The sequence below is a fragment of the Sporosarcina quadrami genome (assembly GCF_014836615.1).
GTDB lineage: Bacteria > Bacillota > Bacilli > Bacillales_A > Planococcaceae > Sporosarcina > Sporosarcina quadrami.
Genome location: NZ_JACSQN010000021.1, coordinates 14,133 through 38,046, shown reverse-complemented (window position 1 = coordinate 38,046; position 23,914 = coordinate 14,133). Strand labels below are relative to the sequence as shown.

The window sequence follows — 23,914 nt, the reverse complement described above, 5'->3', positions numbered from 1 at the left end:
CCGGTTCAGTACCGTCTTCACGCCAGCCAATTAGCTGCGTAATATAAAACTCTAACTTTTAGGGGTCACATCATTTTTTAATGATCTAATGGTTGTTTTTGATCATCAAGCGTAAATCCTTCTCCGATAACATCATGTACATCCATGACTGAAACAAAGGCATGAGGATCGATTGACGTGACAATGTTTTTTAGACGCATGATTTCATTTTTACCTACAACACAGTACAGCACTTCGCGATCGGATTTAGTAAAATGTCCGTATCCTCGAAAGACTGTTACACCTCTATCCATATCTACAGTAATTTTGGACGCGATGGCATCTTGGAAATCTGATATGATAAAAGCACCTCTTGCAGCATATGCACCTTCTTGTACAAAATCAATGACCCGTGCACCAACAAACAAGGCTACAAGCGTATACATCATTGAACGATAGTCCAAGTAAACAGCCCATGATAACATAATGACAAAAGCGTCAAACATGAACATTGTCTTTCCCATGCTCCATCCTATGTATTTATGCGCTAAACGTGCGATAATATCTACACCGCCTGTTGTGCCACCGAAACGGAATATAATACCTAGTCCTATTCCAATGAATACTCCAGCAAAGAGCGCTACGAGGAACATATCGTCTTCCATATGAATTGTAAATTGGTATTTCATGAACACTTTCAAGAATACTGATACGCCAACTGTTCCGATGATTGTATAGATGAAAACTTTTCGACCTAATAGCTTCCAGCCAATCGCAAACATTGGAATATTTAAGACAAGGTTCATGATGGCAGGGTCCCATTTGAAAGCAAATAGTAGGATTAGGGTAATACCTGTGAAACCACCTTCTGCAAGTTCATGTTGGATATTGAAATGAACAAGGCCAAAGCTGAAGATGGCGGCACCCAATAGAATGAAAAAGATGTTTTTGAATTTTATGCCACGAAACAAAAGATGACCACCTTTCTTGTAGACCTTATTATTATCAACTATTGTTCAATTTTTGACAACTATCCTATGAATGAATACGATATCAAACGAAGGGGGATGAATCAAATGGAACAGTACAAAACAATGCAATTACTTCAGAAAGAAGTACATGATTATATTTCCGGATTTCAAGAAGGGTATTTTCCCCCAATGGAACTGATGGCTCGCTTAACAGAAGAACTTGGTGAATTATCGAGAGAAGTGCAACATGTCTATGGTATGAAAAAGAAAAAGAGTACTGAGCAAGTAAAGTCGTTAGAAGAAGAAACAGGCGATCTCCTTTTCGTCCTCATCTGTTTTGCGAATTCCCAAGGCATAAGCCTTGAAAATGCTTTAACGGAAGTGTTGACGAAATTTAAAGACCGTGATGCAGATCGATGGACCAAAAAGGAGGAAGACTAATGAAGATTAAAGTTGTCGTTGCAGGGGCCCGTGGAAGAATGGGATCTACAGCAATTGAAGCGATTGAAAAATCCAGTCATACCGAGACAGTTGCTGCACTTGACTATAAATATGGCGGATTGCACTTACATAAAGGAACTGTTAATAACGAAGGAATAGGAATTCCAATCTACACAAGCATGTCTGAATTGATGTCGAATCATGCTGTCGATGTGCTTTTGGATGTGACGGATCCTGATGCAGTTTTTAACAATGTGCAAGATGCCTTGTCACACGGCGTTAGACCAGTTGTAGGAACGTCAGGATTATCAAGACGACAAGTGGATGAAATATCGGTTCTTGTCGAAACCTATCGAATTGGTTGCATTATTGCTCCGAATTTCTCGATAGGAGCTGTTCTAATGATGAAGTTTGCTGCGCAAGCAGCTCATTATTTAGGGGATGTTGAAATTATTGAGATGCATCATGATCGTAAATTGGATGCACCTTCAGGGACAGCATTAAAGACAGCTGAAATGATTCAACATTCGCGCCCAGCCCACTTGCAAGGCCATCCAGATGAGCAAGTACATCTTCAAGGAGCTCGTGGAGCGGATATAGACGGTATGAAGATTCATAGCGTTCGTCTGCCGGGTTTACTTGCGCATCAGCAAGTCCTGTTAGGTGGAGAAGGAGAACTGCTAACACTGCGTCATGATTCATTTGACCGTAAAAGCTTTATGCCCGGCATTATATTGTCTATCCGTAATGTTGTAACAAGAGAAGACTTAGTTTACGGACTCGAATACTTAATTGACTAAACAGAGAAGAAAGAGGAGATGTTTTTGAAAAGACTGAAGGTTGGGGTCATTTGTTATCCAACATTAGGAGGTTCAGGCGTTGTTGCAACAGAGTTAGGTTTGAAGATGGCTGAGAGAGGTCATGAAATGCATTATATTACTTCTAGCAAACCGTTCAGATTCACTGATGTACACCCGAATATCCAATTCCACGAAGTGAAAATTGATGGCTATGCCGTTTTTAAATATCCGCCATATGATATTGCATTAGCGAACCGCATCGCACAAGTGATTATAGAGGAGGAACTCGACCTTCTTCATGTACATTATGCTGTGCCACACGCTATTTCTGCTGCGCTCGCTAAAGATATGGCGAATTCTTCAATTGGCGTCATTACGACTTTGCATGGCACTGATGTAACAATACTTGGCCATGATCCTGCGCTGAAAAATACTGTTCGTTATGGAATTGACAAATCCGATATTACGACAGCTGTATCTGAAGCTCTCAGACAAGAAACACTCCAAATGATCGAACCCAACAAAGAAATTATGACCATTTATAATTTTATTGATGAAGAAAAATACAAACCGATAGAACCCGGATGTATGAAAACTGCACTCGGCATTGATATGAATGATAAGGTGCTAATACATATTTCGAATTTTAGAACGGTCAAAAGAATCCCTGATATAATTGCTAGTTTCAAACTGATACGACAAGACATTAGTGCAAAATTGTTATTGGTTGGAGAAGGACCGGAGCAATTTGATTTGATGGATCAGGTAAAGTTAGAGGGACTAGAAGATGATGTCATATTCACCGGAAAACGTGATGATCTTCCAGAATTGCTGGCAATTAGTGATCTCATGTTGTTGTTGTCTGAAAAAGAAGCTTTCGGTTTAGTTTTATTAGAAGGATTTGCATGCGGTGTACCTGCAATTGCGACCAATGTCGGCGGCATTCCTGAAGTAGTTGAAGATGGAGTGAATGGATTTCTCGTAGAGCTTGGTGATACTGAAGCGGTTGCGGCACATGCGTTAACACTTTTTGCAGATGAGCAGCTGTATAATCGTTTTCGCGAACAAGCATTGCACACTGTCGAGGAGAAATTCAATTCCGAGTTTATAGTTCTGCAATACGAAGAGCTTTACTATAGAATAGCGGGTTTGAGTCAATGATTACGTCTTTCGGGACAAATGCCAGTCGCAAAGTCATTGCAACGTTAGAATCTGCTGGACATGATGCGGTTTTTGTCGGAGGAGCGGTGAGGGATCATTTTCTAGACAGAATAGCAACAGACTTCGATATTGCAACTTCAGCATCACCTATAGACATTAAAAGGTTATTTACTGTTACGGTTGATATCGGAATTGAACACGGTACAATTCTAGTCGTGTTAAATGGAGAAAGGATTGAAGTAACAACATACCGGGCGGGTAAAACAAAGTTGGATAACAGTCAAACACACGGAACTGTTTTCGTTAACTCATTGCGTGAAGATCTTCAACATCGAGACTTTACAATTAATGCTCTTGCACTCAATTTGAACGGGGAACTTATTGACCTGTTCGAAGGAGTGAGCGATCTTCAAAAACGTCTCATAAAGACAGTAGGCAATCCAAACGAACGTTTCAAAGAAGATGCATTAAGAATGTTGCGAGCGATGAGATTTTCTTCAGTTCTTGGCTTTGACATTGATGGGGCCACTTATATGGCAATCATGCAAAACGCAAATAAATTACGAGAAGTTTCTGTAGAGCGCATTAAAATCGAAATGGACAAATTATGGACTGGTATTGAATCACAACGAGCGATACAGTCGGTTTCTGATAGTGGTTTAGCAGATTATTTGCCGCTTTTCCCAAGAGGTGTGGGCTCGTTGATGACTTGTGCACCTTTCAATAGCACTACTGAAGGATGGGCTTGTTTAATGCTGACAGGAGGTTTTGCTTCCAGCGAAATCGCGAAAGCATACAAGCTGTCGAATTCAGAGAAAGCTTTTCTTTCAGATGTTGAGAGAGCATTCCAAAGTCGCTGTGTCAGACTATACGAGATTGAAGACTATTACCGTTTTTCATTGGATGTCCTTATTATCGCAGAGAAAGTATTTTCCATTCTTTATCCTGATGAAAAACATGTAAGTGAAAAAGAAATTAAAAAAGCACTATTAAACATGAAAATCCGTTCCAAAGAAGATTTGAAAGTAACGGGAACAGATTTGATTAACTGGCGAAATGAAAGAGGAGGCCAATGGGTCGGTGAATCATTAGCTAAGATTGAATCTGCTGTACTCCATGGGAAATTGGCTAACGATATGGATGATATAAAGGAATGGTTTCTAAATGACAATAAACGTGAAGAATGAACTGCTGAAAAGATTATTTGAAGCAAATGGCTCTCCGATATCAGGGCAAGAATTTGCAGATGAATTTGGCTTATCCAGAACTGCGATATGGAAGTATATAAAAGAATTTGAAGAAGAAGGATACGGAATAACTTCTATACGGAAAAAGGGATATGTTCTCACTCATTCTCCTGATCGGGTGAATGCTGCTAACATACAAAAACATTTGAAAACTAAAATGTACGGTCATAATATAACTTACTACGAAAGTTGTAGCACGACCCAAACAATAGCTCATGACGATGCGCAAAGTGGAGCTCCAGACGGTACGTTGATTATTGCAGAAGAGCAGACTGCAGGAAAAGGAAGACTTGCTAGACCATGGAGTTCCGCTGCACGTAAAGGCATCTGGATGAGTCTAATAATCCGTCCTTCCCTTATGCCTCAACAAGCTCCTCAAATGACGCTCGTGGCTGCTGTAGCAATTGTTAGGGCGATTGAAGAAGTCGTTAAAATTGAAGCGACCATCAAATGGCCGAACGATATTATGATTAAAGGTAAGAAAATAACTGGTATTTTGACGGAATTACAATCTGATCCAGATCGTGTAAAAGCAATTATTATCGGAATTGGTATGAACATAAACCATGATATGGAAGATTTCCCTGAAGAAATTCAATCGATTGCGACTTCTTTAAAACTTGAAAGTGGAGAAACCATCGATCGAAGCCGCCTTATTGCGGAAATTCTTAGCTTTCTTGAACTGTATACCCACATGTATGAAAAACATGGGTTCAGTCCTATTAAACTTCTTTGGGAAGGATATTCAAATACAGCTGGGAAACGCATAAAAGCTGTCATGTTGAATGAAACTATCGAAGGCGTTGCACTTGGTATATCAGAAGATGGACTTTTAGAAGTGAAACAAGACGATGGTTCGATTAGAGGAATCTATTCTGCTGATATCATCGTTGAGAAATGAAGGTATACAATATTCTTATCATTTGATATAGTAAGTGCGAAGGGCAGTATCAACCGGAACTGCACCTGTAACTATCGTTAGAACGTTACTAATTGAATAGTATCTGCCTTGATCTTGTAAAAGACAGGGACGGAGGAAACCAAATCGTCTATGACACAACCCTTCTGTCCTTTTTTGGATAGTGGGGTTTTTATTTTAGGTTTTCTCCATTCAAATTGAGTGGAAAAGGAGATCGGCGAAATGAAAAGCACTGCAGATTTCACTAAGATGAAAAAAAGTAATGAAAAGATTGTCATGTTGACAGCATACGATCATCCATCTGCACAACTTGCAGAGGAGGCGGGAATAGATGTCCTGCTGGTGGGGGATTCACTTGGCATGGTCGTTCTTGGCTATGAGACGACGGCATTAGTAACCGTTGAAGACATGATTCATCATGGTAAAGCGGTCAGAAGAGGGGCGAAAAACACGTTTGTCGTCGTTGATATGCCATTTGGCTCCTATCATGGTTCTGATGATCGGACGTTGCAAGCCGCTATACGACTGTTCCAAGAAACTGGGGCAAATGCTTTGAAACTGGAAGGTGCCGGTAAAGTGATCGAAACAACCCGGTTGTTAACAGGGACTGGTATTCCAGTAGTTGCACATCTTGGTCTTTTACCTCAATCTGCTGCTGTTGATGGGGGCTATAAAGTTCAAGGAAAGACAGCTGCAGCCGCTGAACAGCTCATTCAAGATGCCCTAGCTTCAGAAGCTGCTGGAGCTTGCATGATCGTTTTGGAATGTATTCCTTATCAGTTGGCAGAAGAAGTGTCAAAATCCGTATCCGTGCCGACAATTGGTATTGGCGCAGGTGCAGGGACTGACGGCCAAGTTCTTGTGTTCCATGACGCGGTTAAATACGGACATCACCATGTCCCAAAGTTCGTCAAGACATTTACAGACGTCGGCAGTTCAATCAAAATTGGACTAGAGGATTATGTCAAAGAAGTAAAATCAAGCACATTCCCTTCAGAAAGTCACCGATTTACAATGAAAGAAGATGAGTTGACTGCATTATACGGAGGAAAGAGCAATGAAAGTTGAAAAAAAAACGCTTCAGATCGTCAAGTCGATAGCTGAATTACGACAATTGCTCGATCGAAATGGACGGAATAGCAAAACGGTGGGATTTGTACCGACAATGGGTTTTTTGCATGAAGGTCATTTGTCGCTTGTAAAACATGCAAAAGAGCAAAATGATATTGTTGTCATGAGTATTTTTGTCAATCCCGCTCAATTCGGTCCAGGCGAGGACTTCGTCAGTTATCCAAGGGATATCGAGAATGACACATTGAAGGCGGCGGATGCCGGCGTCGATATACTATTTCTACCGACAGCAGAAGACATGTATCCATTTGAAGGTGGCATCAAAATCATACCTGGTCCTCAGGCAAACGAACTTTGTGGAGTGAAGCGGCCCGGCCACTTTGATGGGGTACTGAAAGTAGTTTTGAAGTTGTTCAATATTGTTGACCCAGACCGGTCGTATTTTGGTATGAAAGATGCGCAGCAACTCGCAATAATTGAAACATTTGTGAGGGATTTTAATTTACGTACAACAATCGTCCGTGTACCAATTGTCAGGGAAGAGGACGGACTTGCCAAAAGTTCGCGAAATGTCAATCTGACCGAGATAGAACGTTGTAATGCTCCAATTATTTACAAAGCATTAGCGCAAGGTGCGTATCATTATGACCAAAAAAAAGAGAAGGAAGAAATTGAACGGTTAGTAGCAGAAATAATAACTTCTAATAGCTCTGGTGCAATCGACTATGTTTCACTTCTATCATACCCTGGGTTAACGCAAGACATTAAACATTCCGAAGAAGTTATATTAGCTTGCGCAGTAAAATTCTCAACAACAAGATTGATAGATAATATTATTATGTCAACAAAGGATGGTTCATATGTTTCGAATGATGATGAACAGTAAACTGCATAGAGCAACTGTAACTGAATCGAATTTAAATTATGTTGGCAGTATTACAATAGATAGCGATCTATTGGATGCTGCAGGGTTATTGCCAAATGAAAAAGTGCATATCGTTAATAACAATAACGGTGCAAGGTTTGAAACGTATATTATTGCCGGAAAAAGAGGTAGTGGAGTCATTTGTATCAATGGGGCAGCAGCTAGGCTTGTTCAACAAGGCGACATTGTCATTATCATTTCGTATGTGTATGTAACTGATGAAGAGGCATCGTTCCACGAACCTACCGTACTTCTTATGGACGAGCAGAATGGCATAAAAGATATTATAAAAGAAAAACCAAGTGTCATCGCCTAAATTGCAAACACTACAGGGAGTATATTCTTCTTGTGGTGTTTATTCTTTTGCGTCGTCAATTAGCGAGACTGCCAATCATTGAACAAATACATAAAATTAGATGCCCAATTGCGCAAACAATGTTCGGAATATGATACAATCTGCTGTAGTATTCAACTTGCTTGAGCAGTCTTTCAACGATTCAAGCGAACGCCGCTACTGATTACGGATCATTCGGAAAATGTCCGTACACAAGCTATTATTTACGGAAACCGATAGACAGTGGCGCAATCGATAACAGGAAGTTGATGATTGAATGGAAAACCATACATATGCGGTCGTCGATTTGGAAACTACGGGCCATTCGCCATCCAAAGGGGATCGTATCATACAAATTGCAATTGTCTTTGTTAAAAATGGAGCAATTGTTAAGAGATATGCGACGTTTGTCAATCCATACCGAGATATTCCAGTGTTTATCCAACACTTGACGTCCATCTCTGAAACAGAAGTAATTTCTGCACCCGCTTTTGAAGACATTGCACAACAAGTTTCAGATATGCTTCAAGGTACTGTTTTTGTTGCCCATAATACCGATTTTGACTTGTCATTTCTGCAAAGTGAATTTAAACGATGTCAAGTACAGAAATGGATTGGTAAAAAGATTGATACTGTAGAATTATCAAAAATTCTGTTTCCTTCTTCTTCAAGCTACAGACTACAAGACATTGCAGAAGAACTAGGAATCGCATTGCCAACAGCACATCGCGCAGATGATGATGCTGAAGCGACTGCACACTTGCTATTGGTCGCATTGTCTAAATTGAAAACGTTGCCGCAAGAAACGTTGAATCTCCTACACAGGCGGTCATTTTCATTGCGCTCAGATATTTCATCTCTCATTTATGATGCGTTAAAATTCGTCAGAAAGAAAGAAACTCAAAACGACTGTGGACTGTTCAGAGGTATTCCGTACAAACCTGCAAAAATGCCGGAAATCAGTGCGACATCTCGTTACAATTATCCATCAATAGACGACGATAAAAAAGAGTTGTTAAAAAAAGGGTATTCTCAATTTGAGGAGAGGCAAGCACAATTTTCATTCATGGATTCAGTGTGGGCAACATTGCATGATCAATCTGAAATCATTGCAGAAGTGCCAACTGGTATTGGCAAGACAATTGGTTACCTATTGCCGGCAGCCATCCGTTCTTTTGAAACGGGCAAGCCAGTCGTCATCAGCACATTTACGAATCATCTAGTCGATAGAATAATGGAAGATGAAGTAGAACGGATACGGAAAATACTAGACGTCGATTGCTCAGCGACGGTTATGAAAGGCAAAGAACAATACATTTCGTTAGGCAAGTTCGAAGAGCTTTTACAAATATCTGATGAATCGTATGATGAAACATTTACGATCATGCAAATACTTGTATGGCTTACTGAAACAACTTCAGGAGATGTCGGGGAGCTAAATGTATCCGGTGGGGGGCAGTTGTTCATCGATCGTATTAGGAAAAGAACGAACCATATGGCTGAGGACGAATTAATTGCCGATTATCACAAAAAAATGATGGATGCCTGCCAACATTCCAATCTTATCATTACAAATCATTCGATGTTGTTAACGGACTCCTTCCGTGAACAAAAAGTATTTCATTCTATTTCAGGTGTCGTTATTGATGAAGCGCATCAGTTTTCACAAACAGCTTCGAGGTTAAATGAAACTGTGTTATCGTATATGAATTGGAAATATGTTATGGGACAACTTGGATCAGATGCAGAAGGTCAATTACTTCATAAAACAATGAAAATATATAATAAGTTCAGCAGTGAAGGAACGTATATGTTTAAAAGACTGATGGAATCCTATGAACTGTTTTCGCTTGCCTTTGATGAAGTGGCAGGCAGGTTAGCTTCATTGCATAATCCTGAAAACAAAGGTCATTTAGGGAACCGCATTATATTCTCGCTTGATGAAGTGAATGGTGACGAAAAACTGTTCAGAAAAATGATTGACTTGATGAATGTATATATCGGAAATCTCGATTATATTAGCAAGCAATTGGAATCTCACCAACAAGCTATGTCGAGTAATGAACTCGCATTTATGAAGGAATGGTCATATTGGTCGCGAGAATTGAAAATCAAAGCAGGCGAATGGATTGAAGTGTTTCTTGAAAAACAACAAGATCGTTTCACTGTATGGATTGAAAAAGATAAAAGAAGTTTGCCGGGAAGTTTAAGTATTATAAAAAGCCCAATAAATATTTCCGGTGTAGTCCAGCAATTCATCTCTGTTTTGAAGCAAGAAAATGTCGGGATTGTTTGGACGTCAGGTACGTTGGCCATTAACGAAGACGAACGTTTTGTCGCAAGACAGCTAGGCATTTCAGAGGATGTCCCATTACGTGTATTTGATAGCCCTGAACATTTTTATGATAAAGCGGGGATTTTCATCGTTGATGATATGCCGGCGATCCAGCAAGTTTCTCAATTTGAATATATTGAAGCTGTAGCCGATGCGGTCATTCAAACTGTCATTGCGACAGGAGGCAGATTGTTTGTTCTTTTCACTTCGCAAGATATGTTACGTAAAACATACGAACTTATTATTGAAAGTGAACTACTTGATGATTATGCTTTGATTGCCCAAGGAGTTAGTTCAGGTAGTCGTATGAAATTACTGAAGTCCTTCAGGCAATTCGATAAGTCAGTTCTTTTCGGCACAAACAGCTTTTGGGAAGGCGTCGATGTGCCTGGAGAAGCGCTAACTGCCGTTATAATCGTCCGACTACCATTTACTTCTCCTGACGAGATGGTGTTTAAGGCGCGAGCTGCGATGCTTTCAGAAATGGGTGCTAATCCATTTACGGAGTTGGCATTACCTGAAGCTATTTTAAGGTTCCGCCAAGGTTTCGGTAGATTAATCCGTTCATCTGAAGACAGAGGCTTTTTCATTATTCTCGATAAACGAATTGAGACGAAATCTTATGGAAAACGGTTCTTAAAAGCGCTACCAAAAGTCCCTATAAAGAAACTGTCGTTAGAACGTATGGTGAATGAGCTAGAAGATTGTTATAATGAATAGGAATCCAAAAGAAAAGCGTGATTGGCAGCTTATAAAATTGTCGATTCGTGTTATAGGAAGTGATGCCATATGATGAATTGGGTAAAATTTATAACGGCTTTCCTTTTTGCTCTGATACTTGTCATCACCTCGCTCGTCTTTTATAATGCGAATAAACCGTTCTCAAGTGCTATCAACAAAGCAGAAACAAACGTCTTGTCCTCGGGCTTATTGACTACAGTAAATCACTCAGAAGTGTATAATGGCACTAAGTCCATGGTTACTGTTTTTGGAAAAGATAAAGAAGGCAAAGAAAAAGCCGTCTTTATTGATGAGAAAACTGGAGAACTGGTGGAAGAAATTGCAATGAGCGAAGGTGTCACTTCAGATGTAGCGATCAAGACGGTCAAGTCTGAGTTAAAGGTCGATAAGATTCTCCATGTAAAACTTGGTTGGGAAGAGGATTATCCAATTTGGGAAGTGGCATTTAAAAGTGATAATGGCACATTGAATTATGTTTATGTGTTTTTTGAAAGCGGGGAGTGGTGGAAAAGGATTTTGAACTTATAAATCCTTTGAAACTTCGAGCCACAATGATCTTGAACCAAGAGGGAGCGATTTTAGTTGAGAAAAAGTTTAGCAACACGTGTGAGCACGTTGACTCCATCTACAACGCTTGCTATCACGGCAAAAGCCAAAGAAATGAAGGAATCCGGAATCGATATAATTGGTCTTGGCGCAGGAGAGCCAGATTACAATACTCCAGATAACATCCTAGAAGCTGCTTATACATCAATGAAGGAAGGTAAAACAAAATACACACCTTCAGGCGGTCTTCCAGCTTTGAAAGATGCGGTTATTAATAAATTGAAACGTGACCAGCAATTGGATTATTCACGTCAAGAAGTGATGATTGGTATCGGAGCGAAACATGTGCTGTATACGCTCTTTCAAGTCATCTTAAACCCAGGTGATGAAGTAATCATTCCAACACCATATTGGGTAAGCTATCCTGAACAAGTGAAGCTTGCGGAAGGCGTTCCTGTTCTAGTTGAAAGTTCTTATAAGACAAACTTCAAAGTAACTGCGCAGCAAATTAGTGATGCTGTAACTGACAAGACGAAAGCAGTCATCATTAATTCGCCGAGCAATCCTTCAGGTATGATTTATTCGAAGGAAGAATTGCAACAGATCGCCGATGTTTGTAAACAACATGACTTATGGATTATTTCAGATGAAATCTATGAGAAATTGCTCTATGCCAATGAAACTCATATTTCGATTGCGCAGCTGTCGGATGATGCAAAGGAACGCACTTTAATCATTAATGGTGTGTCTAAATCACATTCGATGACGGGATGGAGAATCGGATATATTGCCGGGAATCAGGAAGTTGTTAGTGCGATGACAAATTTAGCGAGTCACTCCACATCTAACCCGACGACGACTTCACAATATGCAGCAATTGAAGCGTATGAAGGTCCGCAAGATGCGGTGGAAACGATGAGAAAAGATTTTGAATCCCGTTTGGAGCGCGTCTATCCTCAGCTTGATGCAATTCCCGGTTTCGAAGTTTTGAAGCCTCAAGGTGCATTTTACTTACTGCCAGTTGTATCGGAAGCAGTAGAAAAGACAGGATTCAAAACAGTTGATGCATTCGCTGCCGCTTTATTGACAGAAGCGAAAGTTGCAGTCATTCCAGGTTCTGGTTTTGGCTCACCTGATACCATTCGCTTGTCATATGCTACTTCAATTGATTTAATTGAAGAAGCGGTCAAACGTATTCGTTCTTTTGTAGAAGCGAACTGGAAAGAATAAAACGCATCACTATAGGAACTACTTAATGTCTTATATTCGGAGGAACTTATGAAAACAATTATGATACATGAAATGCCTAATCATATCGGTGAAACTGTACGCATCGGAGCTTGGTTGGCAAACAAAAGATCAAGTGGAAAGATTGCTTTCCTTCAACTGAGAGACGGATCTGGATTCGTTCAAGGTGTTGTCGTAAAGGAAGTAGTAGGAGAAGATATTTTTGCAAAAGCGAAAGCTATGCATCAGGAAAGCTCGCTATATATAACAGCAGAAGTGACTGTCGATGAGCGTTCTTCATTCGGTGTTGAACTTCAGGTGAAGGATATTGAAATTATAAAGGAAGCAGTCGATTATCCAATCACACCGAAAGAGCATGGTACTGAATTTTTAATGGATCATCGCCATTTATGGTTGCGTTCTCGTAAACAGCACGCAATTATGAAAGTCCGTGATGAAATTATTCGTGCTACATATGAATTTTTCCATACAAACGGTTTTGTTAAAATCGATCCGCCTATTTTGACGGGATCTTCACCAGAAGGGACGTCTGAACTGTTCCATACGAAGTATTTTGACGAAGATGCCTATTTGTCCCAATCAGGTCAACTGTATATGGAAGCCGCAGCAATGGCTCTTGGAAAGGTATTCTCTTTCGGTCCGACATTCCGTGCGGAGAAGTCGAAAACACGCAGACACTTAATTGAGTTCTGGATGATAGAGCCTGAAATGGCATTTGTTGAGCATGCAGAGAGCTTGGAAGTGCAAGAACAGTTTGTCGCTCATCTTGTACAGTCTGTCTTGAAAAACTGCTCATTGGAGTTGGAAAGACTTGGTCGAGACACATCAAAACTCGAGAAGATTAAAGCGCCATTCCCGAGAATCTCATATGATGAAGCGATTAAATTCCTTCATGAAGAAGGGTTTGACGATATTGTATGGGGAGATGATTTCGGAGCTCCGCATGAAACGGCGATTGCCGAGAAATATGATATGCCTGTATTCATTACACATTATCCGATTGGCATTAAACCTTTCTATATGCAACCTCACCCGGATCGCGATGACGTCGTGCTTTGTGCGGACTTAATCGCACCTGAAGGCTATGGTGAAATTATCGGCGGTTCTGAGCGTATATATGATTATGAATTGATGAAACAACGTATTAAAGAACATAATTTAGATGAATCTGCTTATGAATGGTATTTGGATCTCAGTAAATATGGGGCAGTTCCTCATTCTGGTTTCGGTCTAGGATTAGAACGAACTGTCGCTTGGATTTCAGGTGCAGAGCACGTAAGAGAATCCATTCCATTCCCACGTCTATTAAACAGATTGTATCCGTAATTTAAAGGATGTTAGACAATGTGAATCATTTAGCACTACATGAAATTGCCGGAGCCGAAGAAGTATCTTTTCTTCTGCCCGGCTTTTTCGTAAGTTTTCCCTTGGGAAGAATAATTAAAAGCTATCAATGAAGCTTTATCATTTATTATAGAGAGGTGCTCGACATGCAACACGAAGAACGACTCCGATTGTGGATCGAGCGGGGGAATGTAACTATTTCTCAGCTTTTTTTTCAGCATTATAAAGAATTAGGTATAAAAGATGTCGAGGCCATGTTAATGATGCAAATGTTGTCCATACAAGCAGACGGAGCGAAATTTCCGACTCCATCTGATTTGGAGTCTCGGATGCATCTCGATGTTAATCAAGTTTCTGAAGTTTTACAGCGACTTATGCAACGGGGGCTTTTGAAAATACACCAGGGTGAAGATGAAAATGGCGTCCTATTTGAACAATTTTCACTACAACCATTATGGGATCGTCTCATAGATCTTCTTGTTTCAGCTAAATCAGCTGAGGAAGAACAGGTAGTCAAGGATGATGAAGGCGAGATTTTCACTATTTTTGAACAGGAATTCGGACGTTTGCTATCACCGATGGAATGCGAAACCATTACAATGTGGCTTGATGATGACGGTCATACGGTGCAAATTATTAAAGCTGCTTTGAAAGAAGCGGTGCTCGCACAGAAAATGAGCTTGCGATATATTGACAGAATTCTATTTGAATGGAAGAAAAAGAATGTAAAGACATTAGCGGATGTTGAAAAACAAACTAAAACATTTAGGACAGCCATTGTCAGGCCAATGCAAAAAGAAGATAGGACTGTGAAAAAAGTGCCGTTTTACAATTGGCTCGAAGAACGAGAATAGGGTGATTCAACATGTTGACGAAGAAACAGTGGGAATTTTGTTTGGACGAGATCGGAAAAATGTTTCCGGATGCACATTGTGAATTAGTTCATGACAATGCATTTGAGCTGCTTGTCGCTACTCTACTCTCAGCACAATGTACAGATGTACTTGTGAATAGGGTGACTGCAGATTTATTTGTTAAATATAAAAAGCCTGAAGATTATTTGTCTGTTCCGATAGAAGAATTACAAACTGACATTCGTTCAATTGGACTTTACCGAAATAAAGCGAAAAATATACAAGCTTTGAGCGCCATGCTTATTGAACAATTTAATGGGGATGTACCTGCTGATAGGGACGTACTTACAACATTTCCAGGTGTCGGAAGGAAGACAGCGAATGTTGTTGTCTCTAACGCATTTAATATACCGGCGCTTGCAGTCGATACACATGTCGAACGAGTTGCCAAAAGACTCGGAATGAATCGTTGGAAAGATTCCGTACTAGTTGTAGAAGAGAAAATCATGAGATGGACTCCAATCGATAAATGGACAGATACGCATCATCAACTCATTTTTTTTGGACGTTACCATTGCAAAGCCCAAAATCCCGCGTGTGGTGAATGCCCGCTTCTTTCGATTTGTAGGGAAGGAAAGAAAAGGATGAAACTAAAACATGACTTATGAAGACTTGCGTAAAGAAAGTCTTGAAGAATTCCGGAATTCTTGGCTAATAGTAAAAGAGAAGCTCGCCATTGCGTTCTCTAATAACGACTTAATTAAGACGGAATTGATGAAAGAAGCAATTGATCTTTACCATTCAATGGTTGCGAAATTTGCGGAAGATAATGCCCGTAGTTTTGGAATAGATATAAGACCATTAAATGATAGAGAACGATTAGAGTTCATTACCGAAAAGGTTTCAAGCCGATTCGCATTTATTCAATTGGAAGCACTCTTCTCTGAGGCGATAAAAAAAGCAGCCAGTCAGTTGGCAATGAGAAATCGATAAGTTAAATAATTGGACTACGTTATTCTAAAGGAATAGAGCGTAGTCCTTTTAATTATGATAGAGCTAAAAAATAAAAAAGCAGTTGGAATGTATTATTCCAACTGCCTAAATAGTAGTTACCTGTTATTCATCGCCATCAGTATCAGATCCACTTGTGTCTCCGCCCGTTCCAGGATCACTACCATCACTTCCGGAATTTGAACCGTCGTTTCCGCTAGTTCCTCCAGATGAGCCATTGTTGTTGCCATCATTACCGTTGTTGCCGTTATTACTGTTATTGTTACCATTATTATTATTATTATTATTATTATTGTTGTTGTTGTTGTTGTTGCCATTATTGCCGTTGTTATTTTCATTTTGATCTTGATTTTGATCATTGTTCTGATCATCTTCGAACTCGTCTGGTTCTTCTACCGGCTCTTCTTCAACTTGCTCATCAATCATCAGGGAAGTGGATGCCGGGCTACTTTCCAAGTCACCTGCTCGAGCGATTACTTGGAACACATATGTGCGGCCAGCCTCAACTCCTGAGAATGTTATAGAATTTTCTTCAGTCGTCGTCATCTTTTGCGCTTCACTGCCGTCTACAGCAACGAGGACATCAAATTGGACAGTGCCGTCAAAAAGATCATCGTCTGGTGCATCGTGATTCCATTGCAATGTAATCGATTGACTGCCATCATCATAATCTGCCGTCAAATTTGTTGGTGCTTCGAGCTCTGTTAGAACTTCTTCTTCCACAACTTCAGTAGGAAGGGTGCCACGTACGAACAACTCAGTGCTCGTCATGGAATCAGGTGTATAGTTACCTGCCAATACCATAGGATTAGATCCTTTGACAATGCGTGCTTCTTCAACCGAACTCGGCTGTTTGAAGTGAGGCGTCGTCTTGCCAGCGACCAACTCCGTCATCACTGTACGGAATAGCGTTTGGGGAACTAGACGACCACCTTCTCCAGTTGAGGAAATCGGTGTCTTGAAGTCTTTATAACCACCCCATACGGAAATGGTGTATTCAGTCGTATACCCCGTGAACCAACTATCAGGAACGTCGGTGTTTTTTAAGTTATTAGCTTGTTTCGTTTTTGAGTCATAGTTTGTTGTACCTGTTTTTCCTGCCATATCCAAACCTTGTACATTTGCCGTTTTACCGGTACCCATTGAAATGACATCCCGTAAAATATCCGTGATCATATAAGCAGTTGAATCTTTCATAGCTGCGACTGGATCAGGGGCAAGATTTCGTTCTGTTTTTCCGTCACGAAGAATGACTTTCTTCACGGCATGAGGTTTCGTATAAATTCCTCCATTACCGAAAGCTGCGTATGCACCAGCCATCTGCATAGTAGAAACTTCATATGCTCCTCCACCTAAAGAGTTCGAGGAATCCATTTTTTCATACTTGAAACCGAGCTTATTAGCAAATTCTGCCGCTTTTTTTGGACCAGCCTGTTCAAAAACTTTAACCGCTGGAATATTTCTGGATTTATATAAAGCTTCTCGAATTGTCATAGCACCTTGATACTTACCATCCACGTTTTGAATGGAAACGTCGGTACCTTTGTATTTATAAGGTTCATCGACAACGGTTTGACCTGTTGACCAACTTTCATTTTCGATAATTGGACCGTAAGAGAGAATCGGTTTAATAATCGATCCCGGCTGTCTGACATTGTCGCCGGAAGCAAAATTCAAGTTGCGTCCGCTATAGTTACGTCCGCCGCCGACCGCAACAATTTCACCTGTTTTCGTATCAAGTACAGTCATGCCTGCTTGCATCTCATCAGATTCATATGTGGCGAAATTGATCGCATTTTCGACAGATTGTTGAGCTTTCGGATCAAGGGATGTTTGTATAGTAACACCTTCTGAAATAAGATCCGTCATGCCTGCAGCTTCTAATTCATCCAATACGATATCCACATAAGCGAGGTATTTCGAGTTTTCATTATCTTGTCGTTGATCTTCTGGAAGAAGTGTTTGTGTTACTGGAATCGCTTTTGCTTCTTCCATCTGTTCTTTCGTGATCTTTTCATGCTTATACATTAAACCAAGTACAATATTTCTCCGTTTTTCAGCCCGTTCAGGATTTTTGAATGGATTGTAGCCGTTAGGGGACTGGGGTAATCCAGCTAACATTGCCATTTCATGGAGTTCGAGTTCGTCTAGTTTCTTGCCATAGAAATTATCTGCAGCGGTACCAAATCCATGGACCCGTCCAGACATAAGTACTTTATTAAAATACATTTCAAAGATTTCTTTTTTGTTGTATTCTCTTTCGAGTTTGAAGGCTAGCCAAGCTTCTTGGGCTTTACGTTTCAATGTTTTCTTATCAGATAGAAAGGAGTTTTTAATGACTTGCTGCGTTAATGTAGAAGCTCCTTGGGATCCAAATCCACTACGGAAGTTCGCAAGGACCGCTCCACCAAGTCTCCAGAAATCCATTCCGTGGTGTTTGAAGAACCGAACATCTTCAGTAGCAAGGATGGCATCCCGCATTTCTTCAGGGATTTCATCATAGGGAACGAACTCTCTCTTTTGTTCACCGAGCTTCATGAACACATCACCGTTGCGGTCTGCAATGTTGGATGTCAATGGATCTTTCAATAACTTCTCGTCAAGATCTGGTGCACTACTTGCATAGAAGGCAAATAGGCCAGCACCGCCGACAAGTATAGCTAAACCGAGGGCGACTATACCAAGTAAGACTTTCTTTATAATCGTCTTGCTGTTTTTTTTAGGGCTTTTCTTAGTGCCGCGTTTTTTTCGTTCGCTCTCTAATTGTTGGCGACGAGCTGCACGCGAATTTGTTTGATCACTCATTCGTTTTCCTGCCTTTCAATGCGTTCTTTTATAGGCGACTGCAAAAGATGTTCTAAAGCAGCCAAGTAATCAAGCCGGGGATTGAATCCTGCCTCAATCTCAATTGACATGTCTTCAATCTCTTTAAGTGTTATAGATTTTCGGCCGCCTGCTATCTTCCTTTCCCACTTTTCCTCAAAATAGTCATAGGGAACGATAAAATAACGTTCTAGTGAAGTGAATTTCACAATTAAAAAAGCAATTCCGTCGTGTTCGGTCACTTTTTTCATATGCTCTACTTGGTGATCATGAATGTTATTCAATGGAAAAGAAGTACGGCTCGTAGTTTCCTTTGCTTCAAAATCTATATACTTTCCTTTCCACACACCGTTAAAGTCCGTAGTAGATGGTGATCTGAAGTAGGCTTCTGTAATGACCGCTGCACTACGCACCGGATATTTCACATGGACGATTTGAATTGGCACCGGCTTTTTATGGATGACGGCAATGGATCTTGATAGGTAAAACTCATTGGATTCATTGAGCTCTTCTTCAAGCGTCTTCCCGCGATTGCTGAATGAAAAATTCTTATTTTTGCTCGTTATCTGTTGTTGGACAGGTTCGTATTTTTTCCCATTCGGATATCGTATTGTCATACCTACCACCTCGCATTCCCTATCATACCATAATGATTAGACGGAACAGCCTTTTAAAAGTTCCTCTTTAAAGACAAATCCCACACGATGTGAAAGAATACACGTTCGTTGAAGTTTGGTGTCTTTCATAATTTTTGATAGACTAGAGGTAACACGTTCGGAGAGGAAGAACTTACATGACAACTTTACAAGAAAAAACCGTCCAACTCCTTTCTGTTTGCGAAGAATGTCTCGCAAGACATACAAAGATGAGAGAAACTGGGCATGAACCTGACTTTTTCAATGAAGTAAAACCATACGCTGATACAAATCATAGATTACTTGAAGAGTGGACAGAGGAAATACGGATGTTAATTAGAAATGAGCGTCCGAAATATGTCCATCTCCATCAAATTGAATCACTGAATGACTCCATGAAACAATTCATTGTCCAATCATTCTATTCAAAGACAGGGAAAAAACGTTTCGTCCTTTCGATTAATTCGGCGATGTATACGTTGAAAACAGTATTGAAAGCATTGCAGGAAGAAGGAGAGACTGATAATTGAAGAAGGCAAGCGTCAAAGAAGTTGTCGGCCGCTTGACAGCAGATCCGGAAATCTCAAGAAATATTGTCCATCATGAAATGGTTAAAGGGAAAGCGGCTTCCTATGCTCCTTTTCCAGAACGACTTCATTCCTCCATTGTAAAAGCGTTGGATAAAAGAGGGATACAGCAATTATACAGTCATCAACGGGAAGCGTTTGACTTGGCGACAGCTCACAACTCGATTACTGCCGTCACTCCGACAGCCTCAGGCAAATCTCTTTGTTATCATCTCCCGGTTCTGCAAAGCATTCTAGAAGATGATTCATCAAGGGCTTTGTATTTATTTCCGACGAAAGCTTTAGCTCAAGATCAGCTTGCGGATTTGCATAGCTTGATTGAAGCGAGCGAAGAAACAATATTAAGTTATACGTACGATGGAGATACTGCACCTGGACTTAGGACGAAAGTTCGCAAATCGGGTCATATCGTTTTGACAAATCCTGATATGCTCCATTCAGGAATATTGCCGCATCATACGAAATGGGTATCGCTTTTTGAAAACTTGAAGTACATCATCATTGACGAACTACATACGTATAAAGGTGTATTCGGAAGCCATGTCGCCCATGTACTTAGAAGGTTGAAGAGAATCTGTAATTATTATGGATCTAATCCGGTTTTCATTTGCACGTCAGCTACCATTGCGAATCCAAAAGAGCTCGCAGAAGCACTGACTAATTCTCCAATGCAACTCATTACAAACAATGGGGCTCCTTCAGGGGTTAAGCATTTCATCTTTTATAATCCTCCTGTCGTCCATAAAACCTTTGGCATTAGACGCAGTGCAATACTTGAAGTCCGGGATATCGCTTCGTTTTTATATAGGGAAGGGATTCAGACGATCATCTTTGCGAAAAGTAGGGTGCGAGTTGAGATGCTAGTTACCTATATGAAAGAGCTGACAAAGAAAAAATTGTTCGATACGACAATTATGGGTTATAGAGGTGGCTATTTGCCTTCTGAACGCAGAGTGATCGAGAAGAGATTACGTGATGGTGACATTAAAACAGTCGTCAGTACAAATGCACTTGAACTTGGAATAGATATCGGTCAACTTCAGGCATGCATAATGACAGGTTACCCAGGGAATATTGCAAGCGCCTTTCAACAGGCGGGAAGAGCGGGAAGAAGACAGGACGATGCACTCATCATCTATGTCGCCCAATCGATGGCGCTTGACCAATACATCATTCAAAATCCCGACTATCTACTCGGCCAGACACCCGAAGAAGCACGCATCCATCCTGATAACATGCTTATTTTGATGGACCACTTAAAATGTGCGTCGTTTGAGTTACCGTTCACAATGACTGAAATGTACGGAGAGTTCGAAGTCCAGGAACTGCTTGCGTATTTAGAAAGCGAAGGCATTCTTGTAAAGACTTCGGATAAATGGCACTGGATGACGGATCGTTTTCCCGCGAGTGAAATCAGTTTGCGCTCAGCTTCGCAGGAAAATGTCGTCATTATCGACAAATCGATCCCTAAAGGTACAGTTGTCATTGGAGAAATGGATAGATACAGCGCAATGACGCTCTTGCATGAAGAGGCGATCTACATCCATCAAGGGAAGCAATACCAAGTAGAACTGCTCGATTGGGAAGAAAAAAAAGCATATGTCCGAGAAGTGGACGTAGATTATTATACAGACGCCAATTTGGCCGTAGAATTGAAAGTGATGAGTGAAGATGAAATCTATACATTGGGTGAAGCTGAAGTAGCGTACGGAGATATCGCCGTGTTAGCGATTCCTACGATATTCAAAAAGATCCGTTTTGACTCACACGACAATATCGGATCGGGTCCGATTTCATTGCCTGCTGAAGAGTTGCATACGACTTCAACGTGGTATTCCTTCAATACGCCTGGCGGTTGGAAAGAGTCCGATCTGACCGATGCATTGACGGGTGCCGCTTATGCTATTCAATCATTCATTCCGTTATTTGTCCGCTGTGACCGTTCTGACATTCATGTCGTTCCTCAAGTGAAGGCCGTTCATACTGAAAAGCCGACGATTTTCATTTACGACAGCTACCCAGGAGGAATTGGTTTAAGCGAAAAGATTTTTACTAGATGGAGCGAATTACTGAAGATGGCGGCTCAGCACGTTAAAGGCTGCCGTTGTGAAAATGGCTGTCCAGTATGCATAGGCGCCCAAGAAGAAGGAATCCGTGTGAAACAAGACGTATTATCACTCCTGCGCGCTTTAAATGGAGGACAGAACGATGTCGTATGAAGCAAAACTAATGCAAATGAAGAAACTCGTCAAAAAGAAAATACCGAAAACAACAGAAATAGAAACCGAGCGAAAACACATTATCCCTCCATCTCCACCTTACGAAGAGCAGTGGCTGAGTGAAGGCCTCGTTAAAGAAGAGAATGAATATGGCACAGTCTATAAGCGTGTCATAAACTACGACCTTCATTATGAACATGGGAACTATCAATTGGCCGGGTTACTCCATACTGTTGAGAGATGGAAGGAAGCGAAAGAAATCCATCCACTGTCACCTAATTTCGATCGACCGCTTGTCTTTTTCGATACAGAGACGACTGGCCTTAAAGGTGCTGGTACCCTTATTTTTCTCATGGGTTTCATTGAATACACGGAGACATCTTTCACTTTAACTCAATACGTGTTGCCTGGTCCTGACCATGAAGCGGCATTTCTCTATGCGACAAACTTGTGGAAGACACCGATGTCCATCGTCATGTACAACGGTAAAAGTTTTGATATGCCTCAAGTGCAGACGAGATGGACGATGAATAGGGACGCCCTACCTCCATTGCTCAAACATACCGAAATCGATTTGTTACATGGTTCCAAAAGAATTTGGAAAAACGAAATGGCTACATTTAAGCTGACAGCCGTTGAAGAGGAACAATTGGGCTTTTTCCGTGATGGAGACATACCTGGATATATGGCACCGATCATTTATCAGGATGCCGTGAAAAACGGCCGCGCAGAGATGCTTATGAAAGTGCTTCTCCACAATGAGTGGGATATACTTTCCCTTGTCACTCTATATATCAGATCGACAGATATGTTATTGCTAGATACTGCCCATGCAACGTCAAACGCAGAAACGAATATCGGGAAATGGTTTACTGATTTGAAATCATATGGTCGGAGCAAGGAAATATTACAACGGATAATAGTGGAATACGGCAACGATGAGCCTAGAGCACACTTCCATATCGCATTCATTTTGAAGAGGGAAGGACAATATGCCGAAGCGTTAGACTCTTTCCTCATCGCAGCGTATGGATTGACTGGAAGAGAAAGAGTGATAGCATGCGAGGAATTAACGAAACTGTATGAGCATAGGATGAATGAGTTGCATAACGCACTAAAATGGACCATGATAGCAATCTCTATCACTGCAAAGGATACGGATATTTCCCAATGTTTTAAAATCAGGATGGGAAATGCTTTTAACCATCGGGAAATGAGATTACGTAGAAAACTATTTCCCGGGGAAGCGCAGTAACCGACATAATACGTGCCGCTCCAATGAAATAGAAAGACAAGTAGCTACAAAATATGCTATAATTGCGTCATGTAAACATAGATGGAAGGACGTTATTTCATGGAAATAAAACTTGATTCTAAAACGATACTTGAAAAAGAGTTCAAAACCGGTATGCGCGGCTATAACCAAGAAGATGTTGACTTGTTTTTAGATCAGGTCATTCAAGATTATGAAGCTTTCAAAAAAACCATTTCTGAACTGCGTTTGGAGAATGAAAAACTGAAGGATGAGCTGGCTTCTGCAGCTAAACGTCCTGCAACTCCGAATACAAATACAACTAACTTTGATCTTTTAAAAAGAATTTCCAATTTGGAAAAACATGTATTCGGCAGCAAGCTATACGATTATGAATAAGACGATCTATTAGAAATATAAGCTCAGACATTGATATTTGTTGAAAAAAGGATTATACTGTTGAAACCATAG

Annotated in this window: 22 protein-coding genes; 19 read left to right on the top strand and 3 right to left on the bottom strand. The window is 40.6% G+C overall.

Annotation, left to right across the window (positions count from 1 at the left end):
- Positions 1 to 77: 77 nt before the first annotated feature.
- Positions 78 to 950, bottom strand: a complete 873-nt coding sequence (locus tag H9649_RS16130) for a YitT family protein (RefSeq protein WP_191695927.1) — start codon at positions 948 to 950, stop codon at positions 78 to 80.
- 105 nt (positions 951 to 1,055) lie between these two features.
- Here H9649_RS16130 and H9649_RS16125 point away from each other — a divergent pair, with 105 nt between their 5' ends.
- From H9649_RS16125 to H9649_RS16055, 15 genes are all read left to right on the top strand, one after another.
- Positions 1,056 to 1,391 (top strand): nucleotide pyrophosphohydrolase, encoded by a 336-nt coding sequence (locus tag H9649_RS16125; protein WP_191695926.1) that lies wholly within the window; start codon positions 1,056 to 1,058, stop codon positions 1,389 to 1,391.
- The gene (gene dapB, locus H9649_RS16120) at positions 1,391 to 2,191 is read left to right on the top strand and encodes a 4-hydroxy-tetrahydrodipicolinate reductase (RefSeq protein ID WP_191695925.1); all 801 of its coding nucleotides are present in this window, start codon (positions 1,391 to 1,393) and stop codon (positions 2,189 to 2,191) included. The genes H9649_RS16125 and dapB overlap by 1 nt, the downstream gene beginning before the upstream one ends.
- Positions 2,192 to 2,215: 24 nt before the next feature.
- The gene (gene bshA, locus H9649_RS16115) at positions 2,216 to 3,352 is read left to right on the top strand and encodes an N-acetyl-alpha-D-glucosaminyl L-malate synthase BshA (protein WP_191695924.1); all 1,137 of its coding nucleotides are present in this window, start codon (positions 2,216 to 2,218) and stop codon (positions 3,350 to 3,352) included.
- On the top strand, positions 3,349 to 4,539 hold the full coding sequence (locus H9649_RS16110) for a CCA tRNA nucleotidyltransferase (RefSeq protein ID WP_191695923.1): 1,191 nt from the start codon (positions 3,349 to 3,351) through the stop codon (positions 4,537 to 4,539). The genes bshA and H9649_RS16110 overlap by 4 nt, the downstream gene beginning before the upstream one ends.
- On the top strand, positions 4,517 to 5,500 hold the full coding sequence (locus tag H9649_RS16105) for a biotin--[acetyl-CoA-carboxylase] ligase (protein WP_191695922.1): 984 nt from the start codon (positions 4,517 to 4,519) through the stop codon (positions 5,498 to 5,500). The genes H9649_RS16110 and H9649_RS16105 overlap by 23 nt, the downstream gene beginning before the upstream one ends.
- Before the next feature lie 240 nt (positions 5,501 to 5,740).
- Positions 5,741 to 6,586 carry a 3-methyl-2-oxobutanoate hydroxymethyltransferase gene (gene panB, locus H9649_RS16100; protein WP_191695921.1) on the top strand — a complete coding sequence of 282 codons (846 nt, stop codon included), beginning with the start codon at positions 5,741 to 5,743 and terminating at the stop codon, positions 6,584 to 6,586.
- On the top strand, positions 6,576 to 7,475 hold the full coding sequence (panC, locus tag H9649_RS16095) for a pantoate--beta-alanine ligase (protein ID WP_191695920.1): 900 nt from the start codon (positions 6,576 to 6,578) through the stop codon (positions 7,473 to 7,475). The genes panB and panC overlap by 11 nt, the downstream gene beginning before the upstream one ends.
- Positions 7,450 to 7,830: an aspartate 1-decarboxylase gene (panD, locus tag H9649_RS16090; RefSeq protein WP_191695919.1), complete on the top strand. Its 381-nt coding sequence runs from the start codon at positions 7,450 to 7,452 to the stop codon at positions 7,828 to 7,830. Before panC ends, panD begins: the two co-directional genes overlap by 26 nt.
- A gap of 295 nt (positions 7,831 to 8,125) precedes the next feature.
- Positions 8,126 to 10,903, top strand: coding sequence for an ATP-dependent DNA helicase DinG (gene dinG, locus H9649_RS16085; protein ID WP_191695918.1), 2,778 nt, complete (start codon positions 8,126 to 8,128; stop codon positions 10,901 to 10,903).
- A 69-nt stretch (positions 10,904 to 10,972) separates the two neighbouring features.
- The gene (locus tag H9649_RS16080) at positions 10,973 to 11,452 is read left to right on the top strand and encodes a cell wall elongation regulator TseB-like domain-containing protein (RefSeq protein WP_191695917.1); all 480 of its coding nucleotides are present in this window, start codon (positions 10,973 to 10,975) and stop codon (positions 11,450 to 11,452) included.
- A 54-nt stretch (positions 11,453 to 11,506) separates the two neighbouring features.
- Positions 11,507 to 12,700, top strand: coding sequence for a pyridoxal phosphate-dependent aminotransferase (locus H9649_RS16075; protein ID WP_225229951.1), 1,194 nt, complete (start codon positions 11,507 to 11,509; stop codon positions 12,698 to 12,700).
- A 48-nt stretch (positions 12,701 to 12,748) separates the two neighbouring features.
- Positions 12,749 to 14,044 carry an asparagine--tRNA ligase gene (gene asnS / locus H9649_RS16070; protein ID WP_191695916.1) on the top strand — a complete coding sequence of 432 codons (1,296 nt, stop codon included), beginning with the start codon at positions 12,749 to 12,751 and terminating at the stop codon, positions 14,042 to 14,044.
- A gap of 164 nt (positions 14,045 to 14,208) precedes the next feature.
- Positions 14,209 to 14,916, top strand: coding sequence for a DnaD domain-containing protein (locus tag H9649_RS16065; RefSeq protein ID WP_191695915.1), 708 nt, complete (start codon positions 14,209 to 14,211; stop codon positions 14,914 to 14,916).
- An 11-nt stretch (positions 14,917 to 14,927) separates the two neighbouring features.
- On the top strand, positions 14,928 to 15,584 hold the full coding sequence (gene nth / locus H9649_RS16060; RefSeq protein ID WP_191695914.1) for an endonuclease III: 657 nt from the start codon (positions 14,928 to 14,930) through the stop codon (positions 15,582 to 15,584).
- Positions 15,574 to 15,909, top strand: a complete 336-nt coding sequence (locus H9649_RS16055) for a YpoC family protein (protein ID WP_191695913.1) — start codon at positions 15,574 to 15,576, stop codon at positions 15,907 to 15,909. Before nth ends, H9649_RS16055 begins: the two co-directional genes overlap by 11 nt.
- Positions 15,910 to 16,032: 123 nt before the next feature.
- On the opposite strand, the gene H9649_RS16050 is transcribed toward H9649_RS16055, so the two are convergent.
- Both H9649_RS16050 and recU read right to left on the bottom strand, forming a co-directional pair.
- On the bottom strand, positions 16,033 to 18,732 hold the full coding sequence (locus tag H9649_RS16050) for a penicillin-binding protein 1A (RefSeq protein WP_191695912.1): 2,700 nt from the start codon (positions 18,730 to 18,732) through the stop codon (positions 16,033 to 16,035).
- The gene (gene recU, locus H9649_RS16045; protein WP_191695911.1) at positions 18,729 to 19,367 is read right to left on the bottom strand and encodes a Holliday junction resolvase RecU; all 639 of its coding nucleotides are present in this window, start codon (positions 19,365 to 19,367) and stop codon (positions 18,729 to 18,731) included. Before recU ends, H9649_RS16050 begins: the two co-directional genes overlap by 4 nt.
- Before the next feature lie 176 nt (positions 19,368 to 19,543).
- On the opposite strand from recU, the gene H9649_RS16040 reads away from it, so the two are divergent.
- The 4 genes from H9649_RS16040 to gpsB all read left to right on the top strand — a co-directional run bounded on the left by H9649_RS16040 (position 19,544) and on the right by gpsB (position 23,842).
- Complete coding sequence (locus H9649_RS16040) at positions 19,544 to 19,915, top strand: YppE family protein (protein WP_191695910.1); 372 nt, start codon at positions 19,544 to 19,546, stop codon at positions 19,913 to 19,915.
- Positions 19,912 to 22,191, top strand: coding sequence for a DEAD/DEAH box helicase (locus tag H9649_RS16035; RefSeq protein ID WP_191695909.1), 2,280 nt, complete (start codon positions 19,912 to 19,914; stop codon positions 22,189 to 22,191). The genes H9649_RS16040 and H9649_RS16035 overlap by 4 nt, the downstream gene beginning before the upstream one ends.
- Positions 22,181 to 23,446, top strand: a complete 1,266-nt coding sequence (locus H9649_RS16030; protein ID WP_191695908.1) for a ribonuclease H-like domain-containing protein — start codon at positions 22,181 to 22,183, stop codon at positions 23,444 to 23,446. Before H9649_RS16035 ends, H9649_RS16030 begins: the two co-directional genes overlap by 11 nt.
- Before the next feature lie 99 nt (positions 23,447 to 23,545).
- On the top strand, positions 23,546 to 23,842 hold the full coding sequence (gene gpsB, locus H9649_RS16025; protein WP_191695907.1) for a cell division regulator GpsB: 297 nt from the start codon (positions 23,546 to 23,548) through the stop codon (positions 23,840 to 23,842).
- Positions 23,843 to 23,914 lie beyond the last annotated feature (72 nt).

What these genes read in the sequence shown, in the direction of transcription:
- H9649_RS16040 (WP_191695910.1), top strand. Translation starts at nt 19,544, where the DNA reads ATGACAACTTTACAAGAAAAAACCGTCCAACTCCTTTCTGTTTGCGAA.
- panB (WP_191695921.1), top strand. Translation starts at nt 5,741, where the DNA reads ATGAAAAGCACTGCAGATTTCACTAAGATGAAAAAAAGTAATGAAAAG.
- H9649_RS16105 (WP_191695922.1), top strand. Translation starts at nt 4,517, where the DNA reads ATGACAATAAACGTGAAGAATGAACTGCTGAAAAGATTATTTGAAGCA.
- nth (WP_191695914.1), top strand. Translation starts at nt 14,928, where the DNA reads ATGTTGACGAAGAAACAGTGGGAATTTTGTTTGGACGAGATCGGAAAA.
- H9649_RS16110 (WP_191695923.1), top strand. Translation starts at nt 3,349, where the DNA reads ATGATTACGTCTTTCGGGACAAATGCCAGTCGCAAAGTCATTGCAACG.
- H9649_RS16030 (WP_191695908.1), top strand. Translation starts at nt 22,181, where the DNA reads ATGTCGTATGAAGCAAAACTAATGCAAATGAAGAAACTCGTCAAAAAG.
- recU (WP_191695911.1), bottom strand. Translation starts at nt 19,367, where the DNA reads ATGACAATACGATATCCGAATGGGAAAAAATACGAACCTGTCCAACAA.
- H9649_RS16125 (WP_191695926.1), top strand. Translation starts at nt 1,056, where the DNA reads ATGGAACAGTACAAAACAATGCAATTACTTCAGAAAGAAGTACATGAT.
- H9649_RS16080 (WP_191695917.1), top strand. Translation starts at nt 10,973, where the DNA reads ATGATGAATTGGGTAAAATTTATAACGGCTTTCCTTTTTGCTCTGATA.
- H9649_RS16065 (WP_191695915.1), top strand. Translation starts at nt 14,209, where the DNA reads ATGCAACACGAAGAACGACTCCGATTGTGGATCGAGCGGGGGAATGTA.
- H9649_RS16050 (WP_191695912.1), bottom strand. Translation starts at nt 18,732, where the DNA reads ATGAGTGATCAAACAAATTCGCGTGCAGCTCGTCGCCAACAATTAGAG.
- panD (WP_191695919.1), top strand. Translation starts at nt 7,450, where the DNA reads ATGTTTCGAATGATGATGAACAGTAAACTGCATAGAGCAACTGTAACT.
- dapB (WP_191695925.1), top strand. Translation starts at nt 1,391, where the DNA reads ATGAAGATTAAAGTTGTCGTTGCAGGGGCCCGTGGAAGAATGGGATCT.
- asnS (WP_191695916.1), top strand. Translation starts at nt 12,749, where the DNA reads ATGAAAACAATTATGATACATGAAATGCCTAATCATATCGGTGAAACT.
- H9649_RS16055 (WP_191695913.1), top strand. Translation starts at nt 15,574, where the DNA reads ATGACTTATGAAGACTTGCGTAAAGAAAGTCTTGAAGAATTCCGGAAT.
- panC (WP_191695920.1), top strand. Translation starts at nt 6,576, where the DNA reads ATGAAAGTTGAAAAAAAAACGCTTCAGATCGTCAAGTCGATAGCTGAA.
- gpsB (WP_191695907.1), top strand. Translation starts at nt 23,546, where the DNA reads ATGGAAATAAAACTTGATTCTAAAACGATACTTGAAAAAGAGTTCAAA.
- dinG (WP_191695918.1), top strand. Translation starts at nt 8,126, where the DNA reads ATGGAAAACCATACATATGCGGTCGTCGATTTGGAAACTACGGGCCAT.